We start from the raw sequence: 21,438 nt of genomic DNA, 5'->3' as shown, positions 1-21,438 counted from the left end.
AAAATTAAGCGCCCAAATCATAGTGGGCAATTGACAAAAGTTAACAACGCAATTTTAATAAGTAAATTTTAAGTTACTATGTTTAGGGGGAGAAATATTTTAAGGGAGGATTTGGCTAAGATTAACCACAGGGGACACAAAGGATTTAGAAACGCGTGTTAGGAGTTTAAACTGCCGAAGTAGCCTGGGCGTTGATGAAAAAGCGTTCTTCGGTATGGGTGGATAGTACGCTCAGTTCATCACCAACACTTATAACGCCCGTGCTGTTAAATACCAGGTTTTGCCCGAATAGGATCTTGGCTCCTTTACGGCGATAACCTGCCAATGTTTTCAGCGGTTCTTTGCTTTTAGCCGTCGTTTCCTGGTCGATGGTGGTCATCACACAGCGGGCGCAAAGTTTTACACCAAACATGTCAATGTCATTTATGCGGATATGGTTCATTTGGTCTTCGCTGTATGGTTCACCGCCTTCAAATACAATATTTGGGCGGAAACGGTTCATAGGCAATGACTGCGCCAAACGGCTGTTCAGATCGTCCAAAGATGCCTGCCCGATCAATAAAGCAGGGTAAGCATCGGCAAAAGAAGCGATAGAACCTAAAGTAGTATAACGCGGGTCGGTAGCGCGATGAGTTTCATCTGGCATGTAAACCAGGCGGGTAGGGGCGCCCAATTTAACCGTGAACCAGGCATCAACTACATCACTCACTAACTGCCCTGCACAGGTATCGTCCCAAATGCTTACATCAAGTAAATCCTGTTTTAGCGGGATAAAAGGAATGTTGACAGACGTGCTATCGGCAGTAAAAATAACCTTTAAGGCATCACTTAAAACCTCGATTTTAAATAAGGCCAGTTGAGCATGCTCGCGTTGCGAAAGGAAGCGGTTATTCTCGTCTATCAGCATCCAGCGGCGGTCATGCTGTAGGCCGCGGTCGGTCAGTTGGGCGGTGCTCAAGGCAACGCCTCCCAGGGATTTTATAGGGTAAATAAGTAGCTGACTAACGCTAAGCATACACAAATGTAAGGCATTGGTACTTCAAATTACAAACAATTATAATTGTTTGTAATACAGTTGATTTATTGGCTATTATTTAATAGTATTGTTAAACCAAATTATCAATCCGGTTCCCCTAAGCCGGTTTAAACCTATAAAACTATGTCAATAAACGCACCCAACATTAATGGCAAGGCCACGGCTAATAACACTTATGATGCAATTGTAATAGGATCGGGCATTAGCGGCGGCTGGGCTGCCAAAGAGCTTACCGAACGCGGCCTTAAAACCATTATGCTGGAGCGCGGCTCTAACTACGAACATATAAAAGACTATAAAACAGCTAATTATAACCCATGGGATTTTGAGCATCGCGGCAACGCAACTCAAAAACAACGTAAAGAACGCCCGGTAATTTCCCGTAACTGGGGTGCACAGGAAGCCATTATGGATGCCTGGACAAATGAACAGGACGCGCCGTATACCGAGGTAAAACCTTTTAATTGGTGGCGATCATACCGTTTAGGTGGCCGCTCTATTTTATGGGGGCGCCAAAGCTACCGCTGGAGCGATCTCGACTTTGAAGCTAACGACAAAGACGGATGGGCGATTGACTGGCCCATCCGTTACAAAGACATTGCACCGTGGTATGACCATGTGGAGAAATTCGCAGGCATCAGCGGATCTATCGAGGGCATCCCCAACCTGCCCGACGGCCAGTTTTTGCCGCCTATGGACTTAAATTGGGTAGAGAAGGATGTGGCCGCAAGTATCAAAAAACATTTTGGCAGGCACATGATCATTGGTCGTGTGGCTAACCTTACTAAGGCTATCCCATACCGTACGGCCTGCCAGTTCAGGAACAGGTGTTGGGAGGGTTGCCCGTTTGGCGGGTATTTCAGCACACAGTCGTCCACCTTACCGGCTGCTTTAAAAACGGGTAATTTAACCGTTAGGCCGCAATCTATCGTTACAAAAATACTATACGATAAGGATACCCAAAAGGCGAAAGGTGTAGAGGTACTGGATGCAGTTACCAATCAAACCTATGAGTATTACGCCAAGATCGTTTTTGTAAATGCTTCGGCTTTAAATAGTGCCTGGGTGCTGATGAACTCTGCAACCGATATCTGGCAAGGTGGCCTGGGTAGCAGCAGCGGTGAATTGGGTCATAATATTATGGATCATCACTACAACCTTGGCGCCAGCGGTGATGTGGAGGGTTACGAAGATAAATATTACTACGGGCGCAGGCCAAACGGCCCGTACGTGGTGCGCTTTGCAAACGTGGGTGATGATAAACGCGATTACCTGCGTGGTTTTGGCTACCAGGGTGGAGCAGGCCGTAATGGCTGGAGCCGTGAAATTGCCGAACTAAATATTGGCGGCGCTTACAAAGATGCCCTTGCCGAACCGGGTGGCTGGCGCATGGGCATTGGTGGTTTTGGCGAGCTGTTGCCATATCACGAGAACAAGATCACCCTTGATAAAACGGTGAAAGATAAATGGGGTTTACCGGTACTTTCAATGGATGCCGAGATAAGGGATAACGAGAAAAAAATGCGTATCGACATTGTAAAAGAGGCTAAAGCCATGCTGGAAGCAGCAGGTGTTAAAAATGTAGAAACGCATGATAGCGGCCACAATATCGGCGACGGCATCCACGAAATGGGTACCGCACGCATGGGGCTCGACCCTAAAACATCGGTACTAAATGCCCATAACCAGGTTTGGGATGCCAAAAACGTTTTTGTTACGGATGGTGCTTGCATGACTTCGTCTGCCTGTCAAAACCCGTCGTTAACCTACATGGCGTTAACTGCCCGTGCTGCGAATTTCGCGGTAGATGAATTGAAAAAAGGAAATCTTTAGGGTAATCAAGAGTTTAAAAATCAATACACAAGACAATAGAAATCATGAAGATCACAAATATATTAACCCCCTTACTGCTTATCTGCTTTATTACAACTGTAAGCTTTGCCAAGCCTAAACCCAAAGTACTTATTTTTTGTAAAACCGCGGGCTTTCATCATGAGTCGATCGCGGTGGGGATCCCTGCGATAATTAAGTTGGGTAACGAGAATAATTTTGATGTGGACACAACTACCAACTCTGTGAAGTTCACTACTGCTAATTTAAAACAGTACGCCGCGGTAATATTCTTAAGTACTACCGGCGATGTGCTGAACAACGAGCAGCAAACCGCTTTTGAACAATATATTAAATCGGGAAAGGGTTTTGTAGGTATCCACGCTGCTACCGATACCGAATACGACTGGCCGTGGTATGGTAACCTGGTTGGCGCGTATTTTAAAAGCCACCCCGCCAAACAGCAGGAAGCAAACCTAAATGTGATAGACCGTGGTTTCCCGGCAACCAATCATTTGCCCGCCACATGGCGTAGGCTGGATGAGTGGTACAACTACAAATGGATAGCCCCCGACTTGCAGGTGCTTATTAAAATAGATGAAAAAAGCTACCAAGGCGGCGAGAACGGTGATAATCACCCGATGAGCTGGTACCATAGTTACGAGGGCGGCCGCTCATTTTACACCGCTCTTGGCCATACCGATGCGTCTTACGCTGATCCGCTTTATTTAAAGCATATTTTGGGTGGGATAAAATACGCGATAGGGAAGAAATAGATTTGTTCTTTTGTTATCCTGAGCGATAGCGAAGGATCTAATATTGAACTATGCAATCGCAAATCACTCTCGGCGTTTAGATACTTCAATATCGTTTAGTATGAGAAAGCAAGAAAGGCCCGCTTCAACTTGAAGCGGGCCTTTCTTATGAGAAATCTCTCTATTAATCTAAACCACCACGGCGGTTTGCTTTAACAGGCTCCGGCCATTTGGCGGGCTGGCCGTTGCTGCTTGCCGGTAGGGCTGCTTTGTCGCGTGGGAATTTAGCAGGATCTTCGCTGGCCGTATAAATTAGGATGGCGGTTAATATGGCGTTGCTGCGTACATCGTCAAAAACCAGTTTGTCGTAAGTGTCGCGGTTGGTGTGCCAGGTGTAGTTACCGTATGACCAACTGTTCGAACCCAACGAAAACCCCGGTGCGCCTACGGCAACAAATGATGCAAAGTCTGACCCGCCACCACCCGGTGAACCCGGAAAATTGGTTTTTATTTGGTTACGAATGGTATCAGGCACGGCCTCTAACCACCGGTTAATAAAGTCGCCCGATTTTTCATAGCCTTGTCCTCCAATGTTTACAATGCGGCCTGTACCATTATCCTGGTTAAATAAAGCCTGCAGGTTGGCTACAATTTCGGGATGGTCTTCAACAAACGCGCGCGAGCCGTTTAAGCCCTGCTCTTCGCTTGCCCAATGGCCAACTAAGATGGTACGTTTTGGGTGCGGGTAAACTTTTTTAAGGATGCGCATAGCTTCCATCATGGTAATTGTGCCCGTACCGTTGTCGGTAGCGCCTGTACCGCCGTCCCAAGAGTCGAAGTGGGCAGAAAGCATTACGTATTCGTTTGGTTTTTCGGTGCCTTTTATCTCGCCTACTACGTTAAAAGTTGGCACCGCGCCAAGTTCCTTTGATTCGGTTTGGATGGTGACCTTTGGTTTGTCGCCGCTTTCGGTCAAACGGTAAAGCATCCCGTAATCTTCTAAGGCGATGTCAACAGTAGGTACAACTTTAGTATATGCGCTAAAGATCTTATCAACCCCAAAACCGGCAGACCAGTTTGAAGTGATGATACCTACCGCGCCGGCTTTTTCAAGGGCAACAGGTAAGGTTCGGTTATTTAAACCGGTGTTGCTGATGCGCTTGCGCCATGCAGCGGTTTGCTCGGCACGGGCGGCTTTCATTTTATCGAATGAAATGGTCAAGGCAAATTCCTTCCAGTTATCATCCGGTCGGCCTGTCGGCTGGTTCATAGATATCATTATAAATTTTCCTTTAACAGATGGCAGCCATTTTTGGAATGCTACAGAATCGGCCAATTCAGGCAGGATGATCAGTTCAGCAGTAACCGCTTTTTTCATACCCGGGCTCCAGGCTAGTTGGGTGCCTTCCAATGATTTTACACGAGGATAAACCATATCGATATGAGAGATGCCGCGTTCCCAGCCGCGCCATTCGCCCCATTTTTCTTTTTTGGCGGTGATTCCCCAGCCTTTGTACTTGTCCAAAGCCCATTTACCGGCCTTGTCAAATTGTGGTGTACCCACTAAACGGGGCCCAACGCCATCGAAAAGCTCGTGGGCAAGTTTCTCCAGTTGCGAGTTATTAGTTCCTTCTTTTACAATATTATCCACCACCGCGTTTTTGGTTTGCGCGTAGCCAGTACTGCCCGCAAGAAGGGCGGAAGCAACAATTAGTTTAGTTAAGTTTTTCATATCGTTTGATATAGGGCTTAGTTAGTTTATGCAACGAATGTATAAAATACAGGGCTTAAATCATATTCTGACCGGCGGTGTAACAAGTTTGTTAAGGTTGAATTACGTGATTAAAGTAGCAAAGCACTAATTGGCCTGATTAATGCTCATCAAACGCAAATAAACAAGCAATAATAAAATGGCACAGTTAGACGTTCAGCCAAAGCGCAAAGGCTCGGTATTCATATGGATCCTATTCGCGATCATCGCTATCGCGGTGGCAGTTTTACTGTTCCGCGGATGCAATAAATCGGCTCCGTTAAAGATGAACACCAGCGATACCACCAAAAAGGATACTGTTAAAATGGACAGTAATGTTATTGTAACCACACAACCTGACTGGAACGCTATCGACTTTACTATCCCCAGATCAAAATACGATGAGGTTACCGATACGGCTATTGTTGTAAAAGGCAATGATAAATATACCATCTACAGCCTTGGCGAAAATGTATTATTTGCTGCCGATAAAAGCACCTTGCAGCCAGCTGCAGAAGCTAAACTGAAACAGATAGCCGCATCGCTGGCAAGGCGTTACAAAACCGCCGAGATAGCCGTTTATGGGCATACCGATTCTGCTGGTACTGCCGGCGCTAATAAACAACTTGGCGAGGACAGGGCAACCGCGGTTAAAAACTGGTTATCAACCAAAGCAGACATCGTTCCGGATAAAATTTCTATACATTCTTTAGGGGAACAAAAACCTGTAGCGACTAACGCGACCAAGAAAGGCCGCACGCAAAACCGCAGTGTGGAGATTGTGGCGTATGCCGAAGGAGAGAAATAATAACATAAAATCTAAGTATCATGGCATCTGATAATAACACAAATTACGATTTGTACGAGTTAAGCGAAAGCGATTTTGAAATAGTTGACGATCAACCAGAAATTTTTGGATGGGACGTAAAAGACACTCACAAAAATAAAGTTGGTGAGGTGTATGAACTACTGTTTGATGAAGAGACTTTAAAAGTACGCTTCATCGTAATCGATATGGAAAGCAATGATGTTAACCTGGAAGAAGGCCGCGTGCTGATTCCCATCGAAAAAGTAGAATTTGACCTGGAAAACGACGAAGTAAGGATGCCCGGCGTAAGCGTTACTAATTTACTAGCATTACCGCTTTATGAGAAAGGCCGCATCATAAATCATGAAACCGACCTTGAAATTGAACGGGCTTTAGACAAAGCAGAGGCCGGCGCGCCTATCCCGCCCGGGTCATTATATGTTGGTAAAACTAAGTTTTACGAAAAACGCCAGCAGGGTTTTATCGCGGGTGATGATAATGAGGGGTTGTAACACCTAATAAGCTCGGGGTCATCCTGGGCCTGTTGAAGGATGAGCGCAGGTCTCTTTGCGAGTAGTTTGACAAGTTCAGCATGACAACTGTCAGTCCGAGTTTGTTAAAGACTACCTCAAAATATTATCGGTGATCTTGGCGATATCCACAGCCATTTTATTGATAAACCCTAATTGGTCTTTCATTAATACATCGTCTGCAGTTAGCGGGATGGGCTGTGCTTCGGGCATTGGTACAACATCTGTTTTTGGCGTTGCCTCAACCGGGGTAATACTTTCACCGCTTAGCTTTCTGTCGGTATCCTTTAATACAGCAATACTTTTCTTGACCAGTTTTAGCATATCCTTATGCGGCGTCACCTGTTCCGAGCGAATTAAAGCTGATGCGATATTGGCCGAATAGGAGGCCAGGATATGGTTTAGCACTACAAATTTGTGCACATCATTTACGCTCTTTTGTTTGCTTTTGGGTTCGGAAGTCATCCGTTCGAACATGGCCGATAAATTGGCCGAGTTTACATATAAATCTTTACGGGCAAGCTTATATTCTGTAATGCCCACTACTTTGCCCGAGATACTTTCCAGGATTTTTTGCAGGTAGTTGATATTAGCTGTGATAACCGATTTGAGCGTTTCGTTCAATTGCTGGAACTCCCAGGTAGGGAACAGCAGATAACTGGCTATAAACGCGATGCCCGATCCAATAAGCGTATCAATAACCCTTTCCTGGAAAATATTGATAGTACCCAGCCCCAAAAACTTGAACAGAATAAGCACGTACGGCGTCATAAATATTACCGACACAATATAATTTACCCTTAAAAAACTGTAGGTGCCTATCATCAGCACAAGTAATATAATAAATTGCGCTGTTTTATCGGGGATGAAATTCAGGATCAGTATGCCGATTGCGCCACCCGCTATAGTACCAATCAGCCTTTGGTAATTACGCTGTTTAGACAGGCTGAAACCGGGTTTCAGTATCACAATAATAGTGAGCAGCACCCAGTAACTATGCCCCCCAAGGGATACGTTCTTTGCAGTGATAAAACCAACCAAACAAACCAATGATACTCTTAAGGCATGTTTAAACGCGCCCGATTTAAAAGTTAAGTTGTCCCAAAAGATATGCGGTGCAAAATCCTGATGAGATACAAATTTGGAGTATTCTACCTGGTTAGTGCTTTGTACCAAACTGTCTGATGCTTTGGAGTGATAGTATTTATAAATATTGGAGATGCTTTTAGTCAGGTCGCGCAGGTTGATCAGGATCTTCTTTAATACCAAATTGCTGGTTTCCTTGTCATCGGCACCAATGGTATCAATGCGGCGTTTCAAATGCTCCAGCCTCAATTCAAGGTTGCTCAATTTTTCGGGGCGGTTGTTGGCCAAAATGGCATAGCCGATGTTATCCAGATCATCGGCGACATGGTGCAGGAAATCTGCGATCTCTGATAACACACCTGTACTTTCAAACTTTTCGCGGATGTAGTTATAATCGTAGTGGGTAGCCATGATCTGTTCAAACATATCCACCAGGTCGTTAAAAGTGATTACGAGGATCCTGCTGGCCGCGGTAGATTCTTTGACCATCAAACGGCTTTTAAACAGTATCTCCCTTACCGCGTCCTGGTGGTTGCTTACCTGGATCTGCTGCATTACCAATTTGCGGTAATTCTCGTCAACATCTGTCCAAGTGAGGTAAAAATCGGCTTTTATCCTCAGGAAACGGGCTATATCTGCAACATTCTCGCCCAGGATCTGCTGCGCGGCACGATAGGGCCTTATGCCAAAAAATATAAGGCTGAAGATCATGTACCAAAGCCCGCCGGCCAAAATAGTTAGGGAAAAGTAGGGAATTTCCGGTGGAGGCACCGCTTTATCCATCATAAATATCATCACCAGCAAAGCCGATGTACCTACCGATGCCGCCCGGTTGCCGTAAACCGTAAGCATTGAGAACAGGAACGAAAATGCTGTGATCTCTAATCCTAATGTGAACGCATTGAAACGGGCGTAGCCTGTAATTATAGCTACTGCCAACAATATGCCGTTGCCTGCTGCCATGGCATTGCGCTTATGCGAAATTGGCCCCGGCCCATCAATAGTACATATACAAAGCGCGCCAAGTGATAGGGTAAGGCCAAGGTCGAAATGGCCTAAGTACATCATTACCAGCGCGGGGGTGATGATCCCAATGGTCATGCGCAACCCGTCAGAAAAATACTGACTATAAAAAAAGCTTTTTATTTCTCTTTTGTGGCTTTGCATTTACTATTTATTGGATGCGGTATTTGTTGTGCAAAATTAAACAAATAAAACGTGGCTCCCTCTAAATCTCCCCCGAAAGAGGAGAATTTTAAGTTCTTCCTATTGGGGAGGGTTGGGTGGGGCCAATAACAATTATTGCATTAAAATGTACTTAATGTTATTAATTTTTAGTTTTTAGCGTATTTTAATTTTAGATACTTAAATTCACGGCGATATTATTCCTGTAAATCTTTGTAAACCTGTTCTACCATGCCATCAACCTTAAGGCTCAGTCAAAAAGAATCTATTTTTAACCACGAAGTTGTAAAACGTTTTGAGTTATACAACAGCCTGTTTCAAACGCTGCCTTTTTACCAGGTTAAGGATACAGGTATTTTGCTGCCGTTCTTTAGTTCGCATTGCGATAAGGGCGCGGCAGACCAGGCATCACCTACAGCGATCATCGAATCGTTCTTTAAAAAGTACGTACCAAATATTGACCATCGCGAGCAAATAAATCGTTTATTCAGGTTTATACAATACATTGAGCGACAGGTTGTTTTGTTTGACGCGATTGAGGATTCATCCTTCGCTAAAGTGGGCCGTGTGGATGATACCGGTACGCTGCAAAGTTTAATACAGCAGGCATCGCAAAGCGAGCAGGCGAGGGCGAATATCAGCAAGCAGCTGAAAGATTTTTCGTTACGATTAGTACTTACCGCCCACCCAACCCAGTTTTACCCAGGTACCGTTTTGGGGATTATGACGGACCTGATCGAAGCGTTAAAAACGAATGATATCCCATCAATAGATGGCTTGTTACAGCAATTAGGTAAAACGCCATTCTTTAATAAAACTTCGCCAACCCCGGTTGATGAGGCCGTAAGTTTGGTGTGGTTCCTGGAGAATATATTTTACCACGCGCTATCGGGCATCCAGGCTAAACTGGAAGATGAGTTTGACATTGAAGGTAACCAGCAGGTATTAGAACTAGGCTTTTGGCCGGGCGGCGATCGCGACGGTAACCCGAACGTTCATATGGAAACCACGCGATCGGTATCGTCATTATTAAGGCAGGTAATTTACCGGTGTTACTACCGCGATTTCAGGAACCTGAAACGCCGGATCACTTTCCGTGGTTTTGCCGATACCATTAGCAAGTTGGAAACCCTGCTTTACGATAATGCCTTCAATCCGCAGGAAAGCCCTAAAGACCTGCAGCCGGAATTATTGAAATTGCTAAGATCGATGCGCGAGACTTTGGTTAACGAGCACGACAGCCTGTTTGTAGGCATCGTAGATAACCTGATCCAAAAGGTGAATCTGTTTGGTTCATACTTCGCTACGCTCGATATTCGCCAGGATAGCCGTGTGCTGCGCGATGTGTTTAAATATACCACCGAGAAAGTTTATACCGGCGTGCCTAAGAACTACGCCGACATGAGCGAGGAGTCGAAAATTAAAAGTCTTCCGTTTAACCAGGCTGATTTTAAATGCCCCGCCAATGCCGATCCGTTGATCAGCGATACGTTAGATACTATCAGGCTGATGAAGCAGATTCAACACAGCAATGGCGAAAAAGGCTGCCAGCGTTTCATCATCAGCAATTGCCAGCAGGCATCAGATATTTTACAGCTGATAGCGCTGTTCTTGTGGAGCGGTTGGGAAAAAGATAAACTGAGTGTTGATTTTATGCCGTTGTTTGAAACCGTTAACGATTTGAAACAGGCCGGCGATATTATGGAGAAGTTATATACGCATCCATTCTATAAATCGCATTTGAAAAAACGTGGCAACAGGCAGGCCATTATGCTTGGCTTTAGCGATAGTACTAAAGATGGAGGTTACTTGATGGCAAACTGGAGCATATATAAAGCCAAAGTGGAATTGACCGCTATAGCCCGCAAACATAATATTACACTTGCGTTTTTTGATGGTAGGGGTGGCCCGCCGGCACGTGGTGGTGGTAAAACACACCGTTTTTATGCGTCGATGGGTAAAGAAATAGCTAACGACCACATCCAGTTGACGATACAGGGGCAAACCGTAAGTTCGCAATACGGCTCTGTAGAAACGGCAAGGTTTAACACCGAGCAATTAATTAACGCGGGTATTACCAGCGCCCTGCATCCAAACCACCACGATCTGCTTGATGAAAAGCACAAAGCCTTGATCTCGGAAATGGCCGAAGAAAGCCACGGTTTATTCCTGGCGCTGCGCGAACACCCATTGTTTGTAGATTACCTGGAGAAATTTAGTCCGTTGAAATTGCTGTCGCAGATAAATATCAGTAGCCGCCCAACCAAACGTAACGCGGGTGCCAAACTAAAATTAGAAGACCTGCGCGCCATTAGTTTTGTAACCTCCTGGAGCCAGCTTAAACAGAACATACCGGGCTTTTACGGTGTGGGTACAGCGCTTAAAAAAATGAAGGATAACGGCAGCTGGAAAGAAGTGCAGGAGCTTTACCAAAACTCGGGCTTTTTTAAAACGATGCTTGATAACTGTATGATGTCCATGACCAAATCTGATTTTAGGGTTACGGCTTACATGGAGAAGGATAAAAAATTCGGTACGTTCTGGAAAGGCCTTAAAGCCGAGTTTGAACTAACCCGCGATATGCTGCTGGAACTTACCGGTACCACGGTACTCATGGAAGAATTCCCTGTTGACCGCCTCTCTATCGCCATCCGCGAGAAGATCGTTTTACCACTGGTGATCATTCAGCATTATGCCCTGCAGTGCCTTAACAATACCGATGACGAAGAATTGATAGGCATTTACAATAAACTGGTGATCCGTACGGTTTACGGTATTGTAAATGCGGGTAGGAATTTGGCGTAAGATCCCCTAAAATGTCGTTGCGAGGAGTGTAGCGACGTGTTTATCTCAAAGGACAAGCGGATATGCTGAGATTACCACGCTATCGCTCGCAATGACATGGTTTTATATTCCTGCGCAATTGCTAAATTTTTGTAAACAGAATGTAATGAAACTTGTTACGTAAGTATATAAGCTTAATATTTTATGATGAAAAGAACATTTTGTATTGTATTGGCTTTTGCCACTCTAATTTCTATGCAAGCTTGTAATAACCGAAAAGCAAAAAACTACAACAACATAAAGCAATCTAACGAAGAAGGGATTTCCTTCGTAAAAAACGCGCTTGAATCCGGCGCAGCCGAAATAAAACTTTCGCAACTGGCTTTAACAAATTCTAAAAACCCGCAGATGCTGGAGTATGCCAAGCAGGTAATTGCCGACAATACCTTTATGGAAGCCGAATTAAAAACGGTATCTGGCAGTAAAGGCAATACCGATACGTTAACCGCCATTCATCAAACCCAGGTAGACAGCCTTATCAAAAAAACAGACGAAGCGTTTGATAAAATGTATATCCAGGTAATGGTTATTGATCATGAGAACGTGATCAAAGTTTTTAAAGCAGGCGAAACTAACAGTGATAAAAAGCTTAAAGAATTTGCTATTAAAAGTGCACCTAAGCTCAAACAGCATTTAACCCGTGCTAATAAGATCTGTGCTGGGTTAAAATAGCTTTAACTGGTGCTCTACAGGTGGTTTAGCTTTGCCAAACACTGTACGGCCGTTATATTTCCAGGAATCATTTCTTTCTTTTTCGATAACCTTATCGAAGTTTGCATTGGGCGTAAAATTCTTTTCGGCAGCTTGCGCTATGTTGGTAAGGCGTTTAATGGCTTCGTTTTTTTCGCCATTACCCAGTTTGGCCTTATGTATGGCGGTTTGGAGAACGGCAATAGTTTCATCATAAACCTTTATTGGGACAGGGAAGGGGTGCCCATCCTTACCGCCATGCGCGAAAGAGAACCTTGCAGGGTCTTTAAACCGCGACGGGGTGCCGTGAATCACCTCGCTCACCAATGCCAGCGACTGCAGTGTACGCGGGCCAAGGCCTTGCAGTAATAATAATTCTTCAAAATCCTTCGGCTGCTTTTCGTGTGCCAGCCATAGTACTGCGCCAAGGCGTTTTAGATCTACATCTTTTGCTTTTACATCGTGGTGGTTGGGCATCACCAGGTGGCTTATTTCTTTCAGCATCCTGTCGGGATGCTCGGCGGCAATTTGCATTACGCCGGCGCGGGATGAATCCGCAAGCTTGTCGGCCATATTCAATATCAAACCGTTGTTTTTACCGTGGATGCCGGTATGCGGGTCTTCCACAAAAGATGTCAGCTGTTCCGAGTGCCAGTGGTAGCGGCGGGCGGTGCTGCTGGCGTCGCTCATGCCTTGTTGTACAACGGTCCATTTGCCGGTATCGCTCAAAATAAAATTGTGGGTATACAACTGAAAACCATCCTGTATAGCCGTGTTATCTACCTTAGCGCTCAGCTTGCTGCATTTTACGAGGTAATCGCCATTAAGCCCGGTGCTGTTGCAAACGGCCATCAGTTCCTGCGGAGTTTTGGTAGAGTGCTTGCCCTTGCCACCGCAAATGTAAATACCCAAGTCACGGCTATGCGGGTTGATAGCCCGTTTTAAGGCACCCATTACCGAAGTAGTAATGCCCGATGAATGCCAGTCCATACCCATAACAGCGCCCAGGCTCTGGAACCAGAACGGGTCGCTAAGCCGGCGCAGCACTTTATCCTTACCGTAATCCATCACAATGGTTTCTATTACAGCTAGGCCAAGCTTGGCCATCCGCTCGGCAAGCCAAACAGGCACGTAGCCATAATGTAAAGGCATATCGGCACTTCCGGAACGATTCATGCTAACAAAGTTAGCAAAAATATTGTTTGAATCAGGATTTAAGAATTTTCAAAATAAAAGGCGTACACCCCGGGGCGTCATTGCGCGGCTCGATAACGAAAAAGCAATATCTTTAGGCAAGTCTGAACTTGCGAGGTGTATAATTGTCCTAAAGAGATTGCTTCTTACCTCGTAATGACGCGCGTTTCGGGGAGGAGTGTCACACCTCAAACGCCACCTTTACATCACTCCAAAATTCATCCAATGCAATGATGCGGGGCTTGAAGAAGGAGATCAGTATAGGCCAGTCTTGCTGTTGGAAAATGCTTACGGGCGAGATCTCGGTATATATTCGGCTGATGGATTTGCCGTAATCGTCGGCAGTATGCAGATTCCATTGCCATTCCTCGCTAAGGGCACTGTGCAGCATGGTTTTGAAGGTTTCGAATTGCTCGAAGTAAAGTTGTTGCAGTTCCGGGTCGGGGTGAGCTATCTCTATGGCGATGCTTGCCGTTTTGTTATCGGCTTGCATCCTGAAAAAGATATGCTTAACGCCCGTTTTATAATTGATCCAGTTGGTGCGCAGGCCTTCGGCGGATAACACCGGGCCCATGTATTGCCCAAACGCCGTCCAGAATGCCTGCTTTAACTGTGATGCCTGATCTTTTGAGTACATAGATGTATTATATAAACCAAATTGCCATTTTGTAGATAATGTTTTGCTGCGTGATGGAATTCATCGGCATAAATAGAAGCAGGAACAAAAAATGGCGGACTTTCATAAGCGTGTTTCAAAGACGCTTTAAACTTAAAAAGAAATTAGCCGCGGCTCAAATATTTCTGCCTAAACATTTACATTAGCATTTCGCAGATTTTATAATTACGATATCGGTTTCGCATTTTACTTTTGCGCAACCTGCCTAAAAAAGATAAAAAATTGTAAGATGAAGTGTAGGTTAACAGTAAGTGTTTATTGTATCATTTTTGGCGTTTCAACGTCGGTTTTTGGTCAACAAAAGCCGCTGTTTAAAGCTGACAGGAAGCCACAATTGATCTCTAATCAATTTGCCTTTACCGAAGGGCCGGCGGTAGACAAAGCGGGTAATATCTTCTTTACCGATCAACCCAATAATAAGATCTGGAAGTATGATATTAATGGTAAACTTTCTGTTTTTATGGATGGTGCGGGTAGGGCAAACGGCACCTATTTCGATAGTAAAGGGAACCTTATTGCCTGTGCTGATGAACACAATCAGCTTTGGCAGATCAGTAAGGATAAGAAGGTGAAAAAGCTGTTAAAAGACTTCAAAGGCAAGTTATTCAACGGCCCTAACGATCTTTGGATCGATAAAAAGGACAATATCTACTTTACCGATCCATACTACCAGCGCTATTACTGGACCCGTACCAAACCCGATATGAGCAGTCAAAAGGTATTTCTGCTGCTCAAAGGCCAAACCCAACCAATTGCCTTAGATAGCATGGTGCGCCCGAATGGCATTGTGGGTACGCCCGATGGTAAACACCTTTTTGTAGCCGATATTGGTGATGGAAAGGTATATAAATACACTATAAACCCAAATGGCTTGATTAGCAACCGCGAAATGTTTTTTGCGCAGGGCGCGGATGGCATAACGCTTGATGAGCAAGGCAACCTTTACCTGGCAGGCAAAGGCATTACTATTGTAAACCCTCAAGGTATTCAGATAGCCCATATCGATATCCCTGAGCCTTGGAGCGCCAATGTTTGCTTAGGCGGTAAAAACAGAGATATGTTATTTGTAACGGCTTCTAAGGCTATTTATGTATTGAAGATGAATGTGAGAGGGGTAGAGTAAATCTTATTTAAAACCATACGTCATTGCGAGTGTAGCGTGGCAATCTTCGAAAGGATTGTCTGCGGCTCTGTAAGTAGGGGGTTGTCATGTCGCTATCGCTCCTCGCAATAACGTGAGAACGATCCCTATCACATTTTCCTTTGCGCTTTCTCCCATACGGAGCTTTGCTTTTTGGTGAAATAGCGGATGATGCCTGCTAAAACGGCGTAATTCATCACGCAAAAATAATAGGGGATAAACAGTGCCTTGATGCGGATGTGGCGTTTCTCCATTATGTAACCCAATAACGCAAGCAGGTAAAAAACAACCTGCCCGGCAAATAACAGGTTGTAAATAAACCCATCGCCGGCAAAGGCTGTAGCAAAGTTGGTGATGAATGCCAGTATCAAAAAGAATGGCGTAACCGTCCACCTCAACACACGGTGACTTACATATTGGAATGATAGCACCGGGAACTTAAACGGCAGCAACAAGCTTTGTAACCGCAGGATGGATTGGATACCGCCGGCAGCTATGCGGATCTTGCGTTTTAATTCTTCGGCCACATTTTCTGATGCATTTTCTAGCGCGTAAGCTTCCGGTTCGTATATAATACGGTAGCCCTGGTTGGCTATCAGCATCGAGATCATAAAGTCGTCCAGTACCGTATCGGCGGGAACATCCTGGTATAGGTTGCGGCGTACGCTGAACAACTCACCGGCAGCACCAACAACCGAGTATAGTTCCGAATCCCATTTCTTAAGGGCCGACTCGTACTTCCAGTAAAAACCTTCGCCTGCTGCGCTGGCATCGGCGCTTTCGTTTATCTGTACTCGTTTTTCTCCAGCCACGGCGCCAACAGTTTTGTCGCTGTAATGGCGGCAAATGCGGGTAATGGCCTCAGTATTCAAAAAGGTATTGGCATCGGTAAATACAACCACTTCGGTATCCACATACTCCATTGCGCGGTGCACGGCAGCAATTTTACCGGCACGTTCCGGGCGGTGTAATAGTTGGATCTGCGGATGCTTGCATATGATCCCGGCTGTTCTGTCTGACGATCCATCCGTAACAAAAACAAATTTTAGTTTGCCTTCCGGATAATTCAATTGCAGGCTATTGGCTATTTTTTGTGAGATGAAATGCTCCTCGTTATAAGCGGCAACTACCAGGGTACAGGTTGGTAATTCTTCATCGTTTACAATGGGCAATACAGGTTTGCCTATAAACGCGCGTTTTATTTTAATAATAAAATACAGCAGGAAGCCATAACCTAAAAAGGTATAGGCAACTATAAAAAGGCTTATCCAAAGGGCTATGATCATGAAACTTTGTTAATGGTGTAGCCTAATTCGGTGCTGTTTTTACGATGCGTAATATTCCACCAAACGGCGCGGAAAAGCAAACCGATAAAATTGTAACGCTTCTCTTTAACATACTTGATGATATTACGCGGAACCACCATCAGCACAAAATAAATATAGAAAACAAAGGCCTTAAAAGCAGGCGCGTTATGGCGGATGAAAAGGATGCGGTTACGGTTCATAAAGTATTCCTTAAATGGGCTGTTTTTACCAACCGTCATCGATTCTTTATGGTAAATAACAGCATCGCCGCGTACCCAGGCCTGGTAGCCCGATTTATTAATACGCTCGCCCCAGTCAACTTCTTCGTAATAAATAAAGAAGTTGTCGGCCATTAATCCGGCCTTTTCGCAAGTTTCCTTTTTAACCATCATGGCGCCGCCATGGCAATAGCCGGTTTGACCAAGCAGGTTATCATACTGGCCAAGGTCTTTTTCATTTTTACCAACGGCCCGGTTGCGGCAGGTGTAGTAGTCTACCTGGGTAAAGCCCACGTATTGTATAATGCTTCTGTCGAAATCATAAACTAACTTTGGTGATATGATGCCCACCTCGGGGTGCGTATCCAAAATATCTACCAGTTTTTGAACAAGGCCGGGGCTAAACTCGGTATCATTATTAACCAAAAAATAGTAGTCGCCGGTAGCCTGGGCAATGCCAATATTGTTGCCACCGGAGAAACCCAAATTGGATTCGCTACGTATAAACTTAATATCGGGATATTTGCTCGTCCATAGGGGAATGGGGTTTACTGTACTGCCGTTGTCAACTACAATCACCTCCAGGTTTTCGTAAGTGTTTGTTTCGGCAATAGATACTAAAAGTTCTTCGGTAATTTTATCCTGGTTAAAATTTATGGTAACAGCAGATACTCTTTTCATGTAGTATATTTATGGATAATTTTAATGCCATAATATTAATAAAAGTAAAGCATTATATAAGTATTTAAAACTTTGAAAGGTAAACAAGTTATTACAGACGCCGAATTATTAGATACAAAAACGAATGAGCTGGTTGCCATAATTAAAACCGGGGCGATTGATGCCGACCATGCGAAAATCATTCAGCAAAAAATTAATAAAGCCTTAAAAAAATACGATAATTTACCATTTAACCTACAAAACGATCTGGAATTACTACTCTCGGCCCACCAATTACAAAAAGCTACCATTAAAGACCGTTTTGATTTTGAGACCATCAAAAAATATCTGCTTAGTATCATAGGAGCAGTGATGATCACCCTTGGCATGGCCATGATAATAATACCCGCGCCACCGTATTTTGAAATGTTTACCATTTACCATTTCAACGCTAATGATGGCGTAACCCTAATGGACCTGATAGCGCTTGTAATTGTATTTACAGGTGTATACTTATTTTTTAGCGCTTTGTCTAAAAGGGCTTCAGTTTAATATCCTTCCGCCCATTTATCAGCAAAAAAACGTTTATTGCTTTTAAATAACATTTTGGTGTATTTTAAATGAAACTTTAATGCAACAAGATATATGTTGTTGCATTTTTTAAAAAAATTGCACTAATTAAAGCAATTGGCAAAATTTCAGTGTTTTACAGTACATATTTTACCAATCCTTATTTATAGTGAATGAAACAGAATACGATGTTAATTATAGTAGGCGGCAGCTTTGCAGGGTTGGCCGCAGCTATGGCCTTAGGCCGCTCGATGCGAACTGTACTATTGGGAGACAGCTGGGAGTCATGTAACAAAAGGCTCCGCAATCGCACAATTTTTTAACGCACGATGGCGATACCCCAGCTACAATAAGTTTTAAAGCCAGGCAAAAGTTTGCATTTTATGATACCGTTACACTGATAGCCGGTATTGCAGAAAGTGTGGTACAAAAGCACAGCTATTTTGAAGTAAGCACCGCCACCGCAGGTAGGTGATTTTCAGGCAACAACCATTCCCGGTATTTATGCGGCTGGCGATAATGGCACATAAATGCGATCTACAGCGTCTGCAGGTACCGCTGCAGGGGGCATTACCAATAAAGCCCTCATAGAAGAAGAGTTTTAAAAACCATCAGCCATCCTTACTATATTTGTGATATGAATGGGCAAAAATATATCGGTCTGCATTTAAGGGCCTTGCTTGATGAAATGGTGACGCATTTACATAAGCAACTGGAGATCGCCGGTTTCCCTGAGATAAAGCCATCGCACGGATATATCTTTCAGCACATTAGTGACGATGGCTCACGAATTACTGAGCTGGCTGCACACGCTAAGATAACTAAGCAAAGTATGAGTGCTTTGGTTTACCAGTTAGAGGATTGGGGCTATGTAAAACGTAGGGCAGACATCCGCGACAAACGGGGAGTGCTGTTTTACCTAACCGGCGCCGGAACAGTTATACAGCAAACCACACACAAAGTAAACTTTGATTTTGAGCGCCGGTGGGAAAGCAAATTGGGCATAACTAACTATCAAAAATTTAAGGAGAACCTGCAAAAACTGAATAGTATCAAGTAATTAGTATAAAGTATTAAGCCTTAAAAATGCTCTCGAATTAATTGAGAGCATTTTATATAATATATCTACTACCATTTATCAAATCCCAATAACTTACTACCAAGGGGAGATAGCTCTGCAACGGGGTTTTTCTTTTCGCGTTCCATTGGGTCGCCGGGGAAAGCGTAGCCCTGCATGGCCTCGCGGCTTTGCCAGCTGTTTATGCGCCATTCGCGTAGTTCTTCATTATCTTCTTGCGCGGGCATCATGGAAATGTATTGGGCAACGCGTACTTTATTGCCGCTGGTATTTGCGCGGATACCGTGAGGCTCCAGGCTGTTAAATATCAGCAGGTCGCCGGCTTCCAGTTTTACTTTTTCAATATCGAAGCCCGTGGTGTCCGGTTTGTAATGGTCGCGGTCATTGGGTTGCGTAAGTTTCCAGGTATCATAAGTGCGGTACAGTTCGGGCACGCATTGAAAGCCGCCCATGGTCTCATGGGTTTGGTCGGCTAATGCCAATACACCTTGTACGTTTTGCGGTTTGGTTTCCGGGTCGTAATCCCAATGGATAAACCCTTTGTATTCAAAGCCCGGGCGCAGCGGGAAGTTGAGGTTAGCTCGGTCAATAGTTACCCAAAGTTTTTCGGTACCCCACACATCGGCAAATGCTTTGTGTATTTTGTCCATCTGGCGGTTATTCCACATAAACTGGTGGTTATATATCTCCACCATTCCTGTATTATTTAATTCCGACATTTGCATCTGGGCGTTGGGCCTGGCGTACCAGGTTTCAATATCGTTTTGATCTTTGCCTTCATACTCCCAAAGGTAATCGGCCAGCTTTTTAACCTGTTCTTTAGGTACCGCGTTTTTGATGATCACGTAACCATTATCCATCCAAAATTGCCAGTCGGCTTCGCTTAAAACCTGCAGCGGTTTGCCGTTGCTGCGGTCGTTTAATTTTATCTGGCTGCTTGTTGCGGTCGACGGGTTGCCAGGTATAACTTTATGCGCCTCGTTAGCTTTAGAGGCGGCGGGGACCATTGTTGGTGTCATGGTTTCTGTTTTCATAATATTTATTGGTTCTGATAATACAAATGTAGGTTAGCAATTGAACGCCAATATTCTGCGTAATGACCAGTATTTGCTCTCTATTGATATATTAAGTAGATTTATGAGAATAATTAATGCAACAGGCAGATGAACGAGATCCAATTAGAACGCGTAGACTTTGAACTTGGCAAATCATTTAAGCTGTTCTCGCCACGTTTGCGCAATACCTTTCTGTGGCACTATCATCCGGAAATAGAGTTGGTTTATGTGCAGGCTGATGCAGGTATTCGGCATGTTGGTACTCATATCTCCACCTACACCCAAAGCGACCTGGTGTTTATTGGCAGCAACATCCCTCACCTTAATTTCGATTACAGGTTGCGGAGCGATTACCACCAGATCGTGATTCAGCTCCGCACCGATTTTTTGGGCGAAGCCATTAGTATCTCGCCCGAGTTTTCGGCCATCCGACAGTTGTTTAAAAAGGCCGACCAAGGCATTGCATTTACAGGCGAAACAAAGGCGATTGTAGGTGAAAAATTGGCGAAATTAGGTCAATTAAACTCATACAAGCAATTAATAGAATTGATGGATATTTTTAACCTGCTGGCCCACGCATCAGATGTAGAGATACTCAACACCAATCAAAGCAGCAAGCACTTTATCCTGAAAGATAAGATCCGTATGGGGGCTATTTACGAGTACATAGACGCCAACTTCCATCAAAAGCCCGATGTGAATGTTGTGGCTGCCAAAGTCCACCTGACCACCGCTGCCTTTTGCCGCTATTTTAAACGCCAAACCAACATGACTTTTACCAACTTTGTGAACCAATACCGAATAGAGCGTGCTAAGAATTTACTGATGCAGGGCAACAATGTTACCGAAACCTGTTACGCTATCGGGTTCGAAAGTTTGTCGTATTTTAATAAGCTGTTCAATAAAATTGTGGGGCAAAACCCGTCGGATTTTAAGCGTAATTATTCCGGGAAAGTTTTGTAGTGATTTTTTTTGTAATGTTTTAATTAATGTTTGAATTTACAGGTAAAATATTGCATTCTCTT

18 protein-coding genes are annotated in these 21,438 nt (G+C 44.3%); 10 read left to right on the top strand and 8 right to left on the bottom strand.

Translation table 11 applies throughout. The features are described 5' to 3' along the window. Positions 1-166: 166 nt before the first annotated feature. Positions 167-1,015, bottom strand: coding sequence for an MOSC domain-containing protein (locus NAF17_RS06420; RefSeq protein WP_252757152.1), 849 nt, complete (start codon positions 1,013-1,015; stop codon positions 167-169). Between the two features lie 144 nt (positions 1,016-1,159). On the opposite strand from NAF17_RS06420, the gene NAF17_RS06415 reads away from it, so the two are divergent. Further along, positions 1,160-2,869: a GMC oxidoreductase gene (locus NAF17_RS06415; protein WP_252757151.1), complete on the top strand. Its 1,710-nt coding sequence runs from the start codon at positions 1,160-1,162 to the stop codon at positions 2,867-2,869. Positions 2,870-2,913: 44 nt separating this feature from the next. Next, positions 2,914-3,642: a ThuA domain-containing protein gene (locus NAF17_RS06410; RefSeq protein ID WP_252757150.1), complete on the top strand. Its 729-nt coding sequence runs from the start codon at positions 2,914-2,916 to the stop codon at positions 3,640-3,642. A 163-nt stretch (positions 3,643-3,805) separates the two neighbouring features. Here the strand turns inward: NAF17_RS06410 and NAF17_RS06405 are convergent, their stop codons facing one another. Next, a complete protein-coding gene (locus NAF17_RS06405; protein WP_252757149.1) occupies positions 3,806-5,353 on the bottom strand; it encodes a M20/M25/M40 family metallo-hydrolase in 1,548 nt (515 codons plus the stop codon). Positions 5,354-5,531: 178 nt separating this feature from the next. On the opposite strand from NAF17_RS06405, the gene NAF17_RS06400 reads away from it, so the two are divergent. Both NAF17_RS06400 and NAF17_RS06395 read left to right on the top strand, forming a co-directional pair. Next, a complete protein-coding gene (locus NAF17_RS06400) occupies positions 5,532-6,179 on the top strand; it encodes an OmpA family protein (protein ID WP_252757148.1) in 648 nt (215 codons plus the stop codon). 20 nt (positions 6,180-6,199) lie between these two features. Next, entirely contained in the window at positions 6,200-6,691 is a 492-nt protein-coding gene (locus tag NAF17_RS06395) for a PRC-barrel domain-containing protein (protein WP_252757147.1), read from the top strand. 111 nt (positions 6,692-6,802) lie between these two features. Here the strand turns inward: NAF17_RS06395 and NAF17_RS06390 are convergent, their stop codons facing one another. Beyond that, a complete protein-coding gene (locus NAF17_RS06390; RefSeq protein WP_252757146.1) occupies positions 6,803-8,962 on the bottom strand; it encodes an FUSC family protein in 2,160 nt (719 codons plus the stop codon). A gap of 249 nt (positions 8,963-9,211) precedes the next feature. Between NAF17_RS06390 and NAF17_RS06385 the strand changes: the two genes are divergently transcribed. Together NAF17_RS06385 and NAF17_RS06380 are read left to right on the top strand one after the other, a co-directional pair. Then, positions 9,212-11,785: a phosphoenolpyruvate carboxylase gene (locus NAF17_RS06385; protein WP_252757145.1), complete on the top strand. Its 2,574-nt coding sequence runs from the start codon at positions 9,212-9,214 to the stop codon at positions 11,783-11,785. Between the two features lie 183 nt (positions 11,786-11,968). Then, positions 11,969-12,496, top strand: a complete 528-nt coding sequence (locus NAF17_RS06380) for a DUF4142 domain-containing protein (protein WP_252757144.1) — start codon at positions 11,969-11,971, stop codon at positions 12,494-12,496. Here the strand turns inward: NAF17_RS06380 and NAF17_RS06375 are convergent. Continuing rightward, positions 12,488-13,690 carry a DUF763 domain-containing protein gene (locus tag NAF17_RS06375; RefSeq protein WP_252757143.1) on the bottom strand — a complete coding sequence of 401 codons (1,203 nt, stop codon included), beginning with the start codon at positions 13,688-13,690 and terminating at the stop codon, positions 12,488-12,490. The genes NAF17_RS06380 and NAF17_RS06375 overlap by 9 nt on opposite strands. 199 nt (positions 13,691-13,889) lie before the next feature. After that, on the bottom strand, positions 13,890-14,345 hold the full coding sequence (locus tag NAF17_RS06370) for a DUF4268 domain-containing protein (RefSeq protein ID WP_252757142.1): 456 nt from the start codon (positions 14,343-14,345) through the stop codon (positions 13,890-13,892). 268 nt (positions 14,346-14,613) lie between these two features. Between NAF17_RS06370 and NAF17_RS06365 the strand changes: the two genes are divergently transcribed. After that, the gene (locus tag NAF17_RS06365; protein WP_252757141.1) at positions 14,614-15,507 is read left to right on the top strand and encodes an SMP-30/gluconolactonase/LRE family protein; all 894 of its coding nucleotides are present in this window, start codon (positions 14,614-14,616) and stop codon (positions 15,505-15,507) included. 128 nt (positions 15,508-15,635) lie between these two features. On the opposite strand, the gene NAF17_RS06360 is transcribed toward NAF17_RS06365, so the two are convergent. Together NAF17_RS06360 and NAF17_RS06355 are read right to left on the bottom strand one after the other, a co-directional pair. After that, complete coding sequence (locus tag NAF17_RS06360) at positions 15,636-16,811, bottom strand: glycosyltransferase family 2 protein (RefSeq protein WP_252757140.1); 1,176 nt, start codon at positions 16,809-16,811, stop codon at positions 15,636-15,638. Further along, positions 16,808-17,731 carry a glycosyltransferase family 2 protein gene (locus NAF17_RS06355; RefSeq protein ID WP_252757139.1) on the bottom strand — a complete coding sequence of 308 codons (924 nt, stop codon included), beginning with the start codon at positions 17,729-17,731 and terminating at the stop codon, positions 16,808-16,810. Before NAF17_RS06355 ends, NAF17_RS06360 begins: the two co-directional genes overlap by 4 nt. 72 nt (positions 17,732-17,803) lie before the next feature. On the opposite strand from NAF17_RS06355, the gene NAF17_RS06350 reads away from it, so the two are divergent. Both NAF17_RS06350 and NAF17_RS06345 read left to right on the top strand, forming a co-directional pair. Further along, a complete protein-coding gene (locus NAF17_RS06350) occupies positions 17,804-18,262 on the top strand; it encodes a hypothetical protein (protein WP_252757138.1) in 459 nt (152 codons plus the stop codon). A gap of 655 nt (positions 18,263-18,917) precedes the next feature. Then, entirely contained in the window at positions 18,918-19,340 is a 423-nt protein-coding gene (locus NAF17_RS06345; protein ID WP_252757137.1) for a MarR family winged helix-turn-helix transcriptional regulator, read from the top strand. A 68-nt stretch (positions 19,341-19,408) separates the two neighbouring features. On the opposite strand, the gene NAF17_RS06340 is transcribed toward NAF17_RS06345, so the two are convergent. Then, positions 19,409-20,392, bottom strand: coding sequence for a phytanoyl-CoA dioxygenase family protein (locus NAF17_RS06340; RefSeq protein ID WP_252757136.1), 984 nt, complete (start codon positions 20,390-20,392; stop codon positions 19,409-19,411). Between the two features lie 129 nt (positions 20,393-20,521). On the opposite strand from NAF17_RS06340, the gene NAF17_RS06335 reads away from it, so the two are divergent. Further along, complete coding sequence (locus NAF17_RS06335; RefSeq protein WP_252757135.1) at positions 20,522-21,376, top strand: helix-turn-helix domain-containing protein; 855 nt, start codon at positions 20,522-20,524, stop codon at positions 21,374-21,376. Positions 21,377-21,438: the final 62 nt, after the last annotated feature.

This window comes from Mucilaginibacter aurantiaciroseus, from assembly GCF_024055595.1.
Lineage (GTDB): Bacteria > Bacteroidota > Bacteroidia > Sphingobacteriales > Sphingobacteriaceae > Mucilaginibacter > Mucilaginibacter aurantiaciroseus.
Note: the sequence above shows the minus strand (reverse complement) of the source record. Positions and strands in the feature narration are given on the sequence as shown.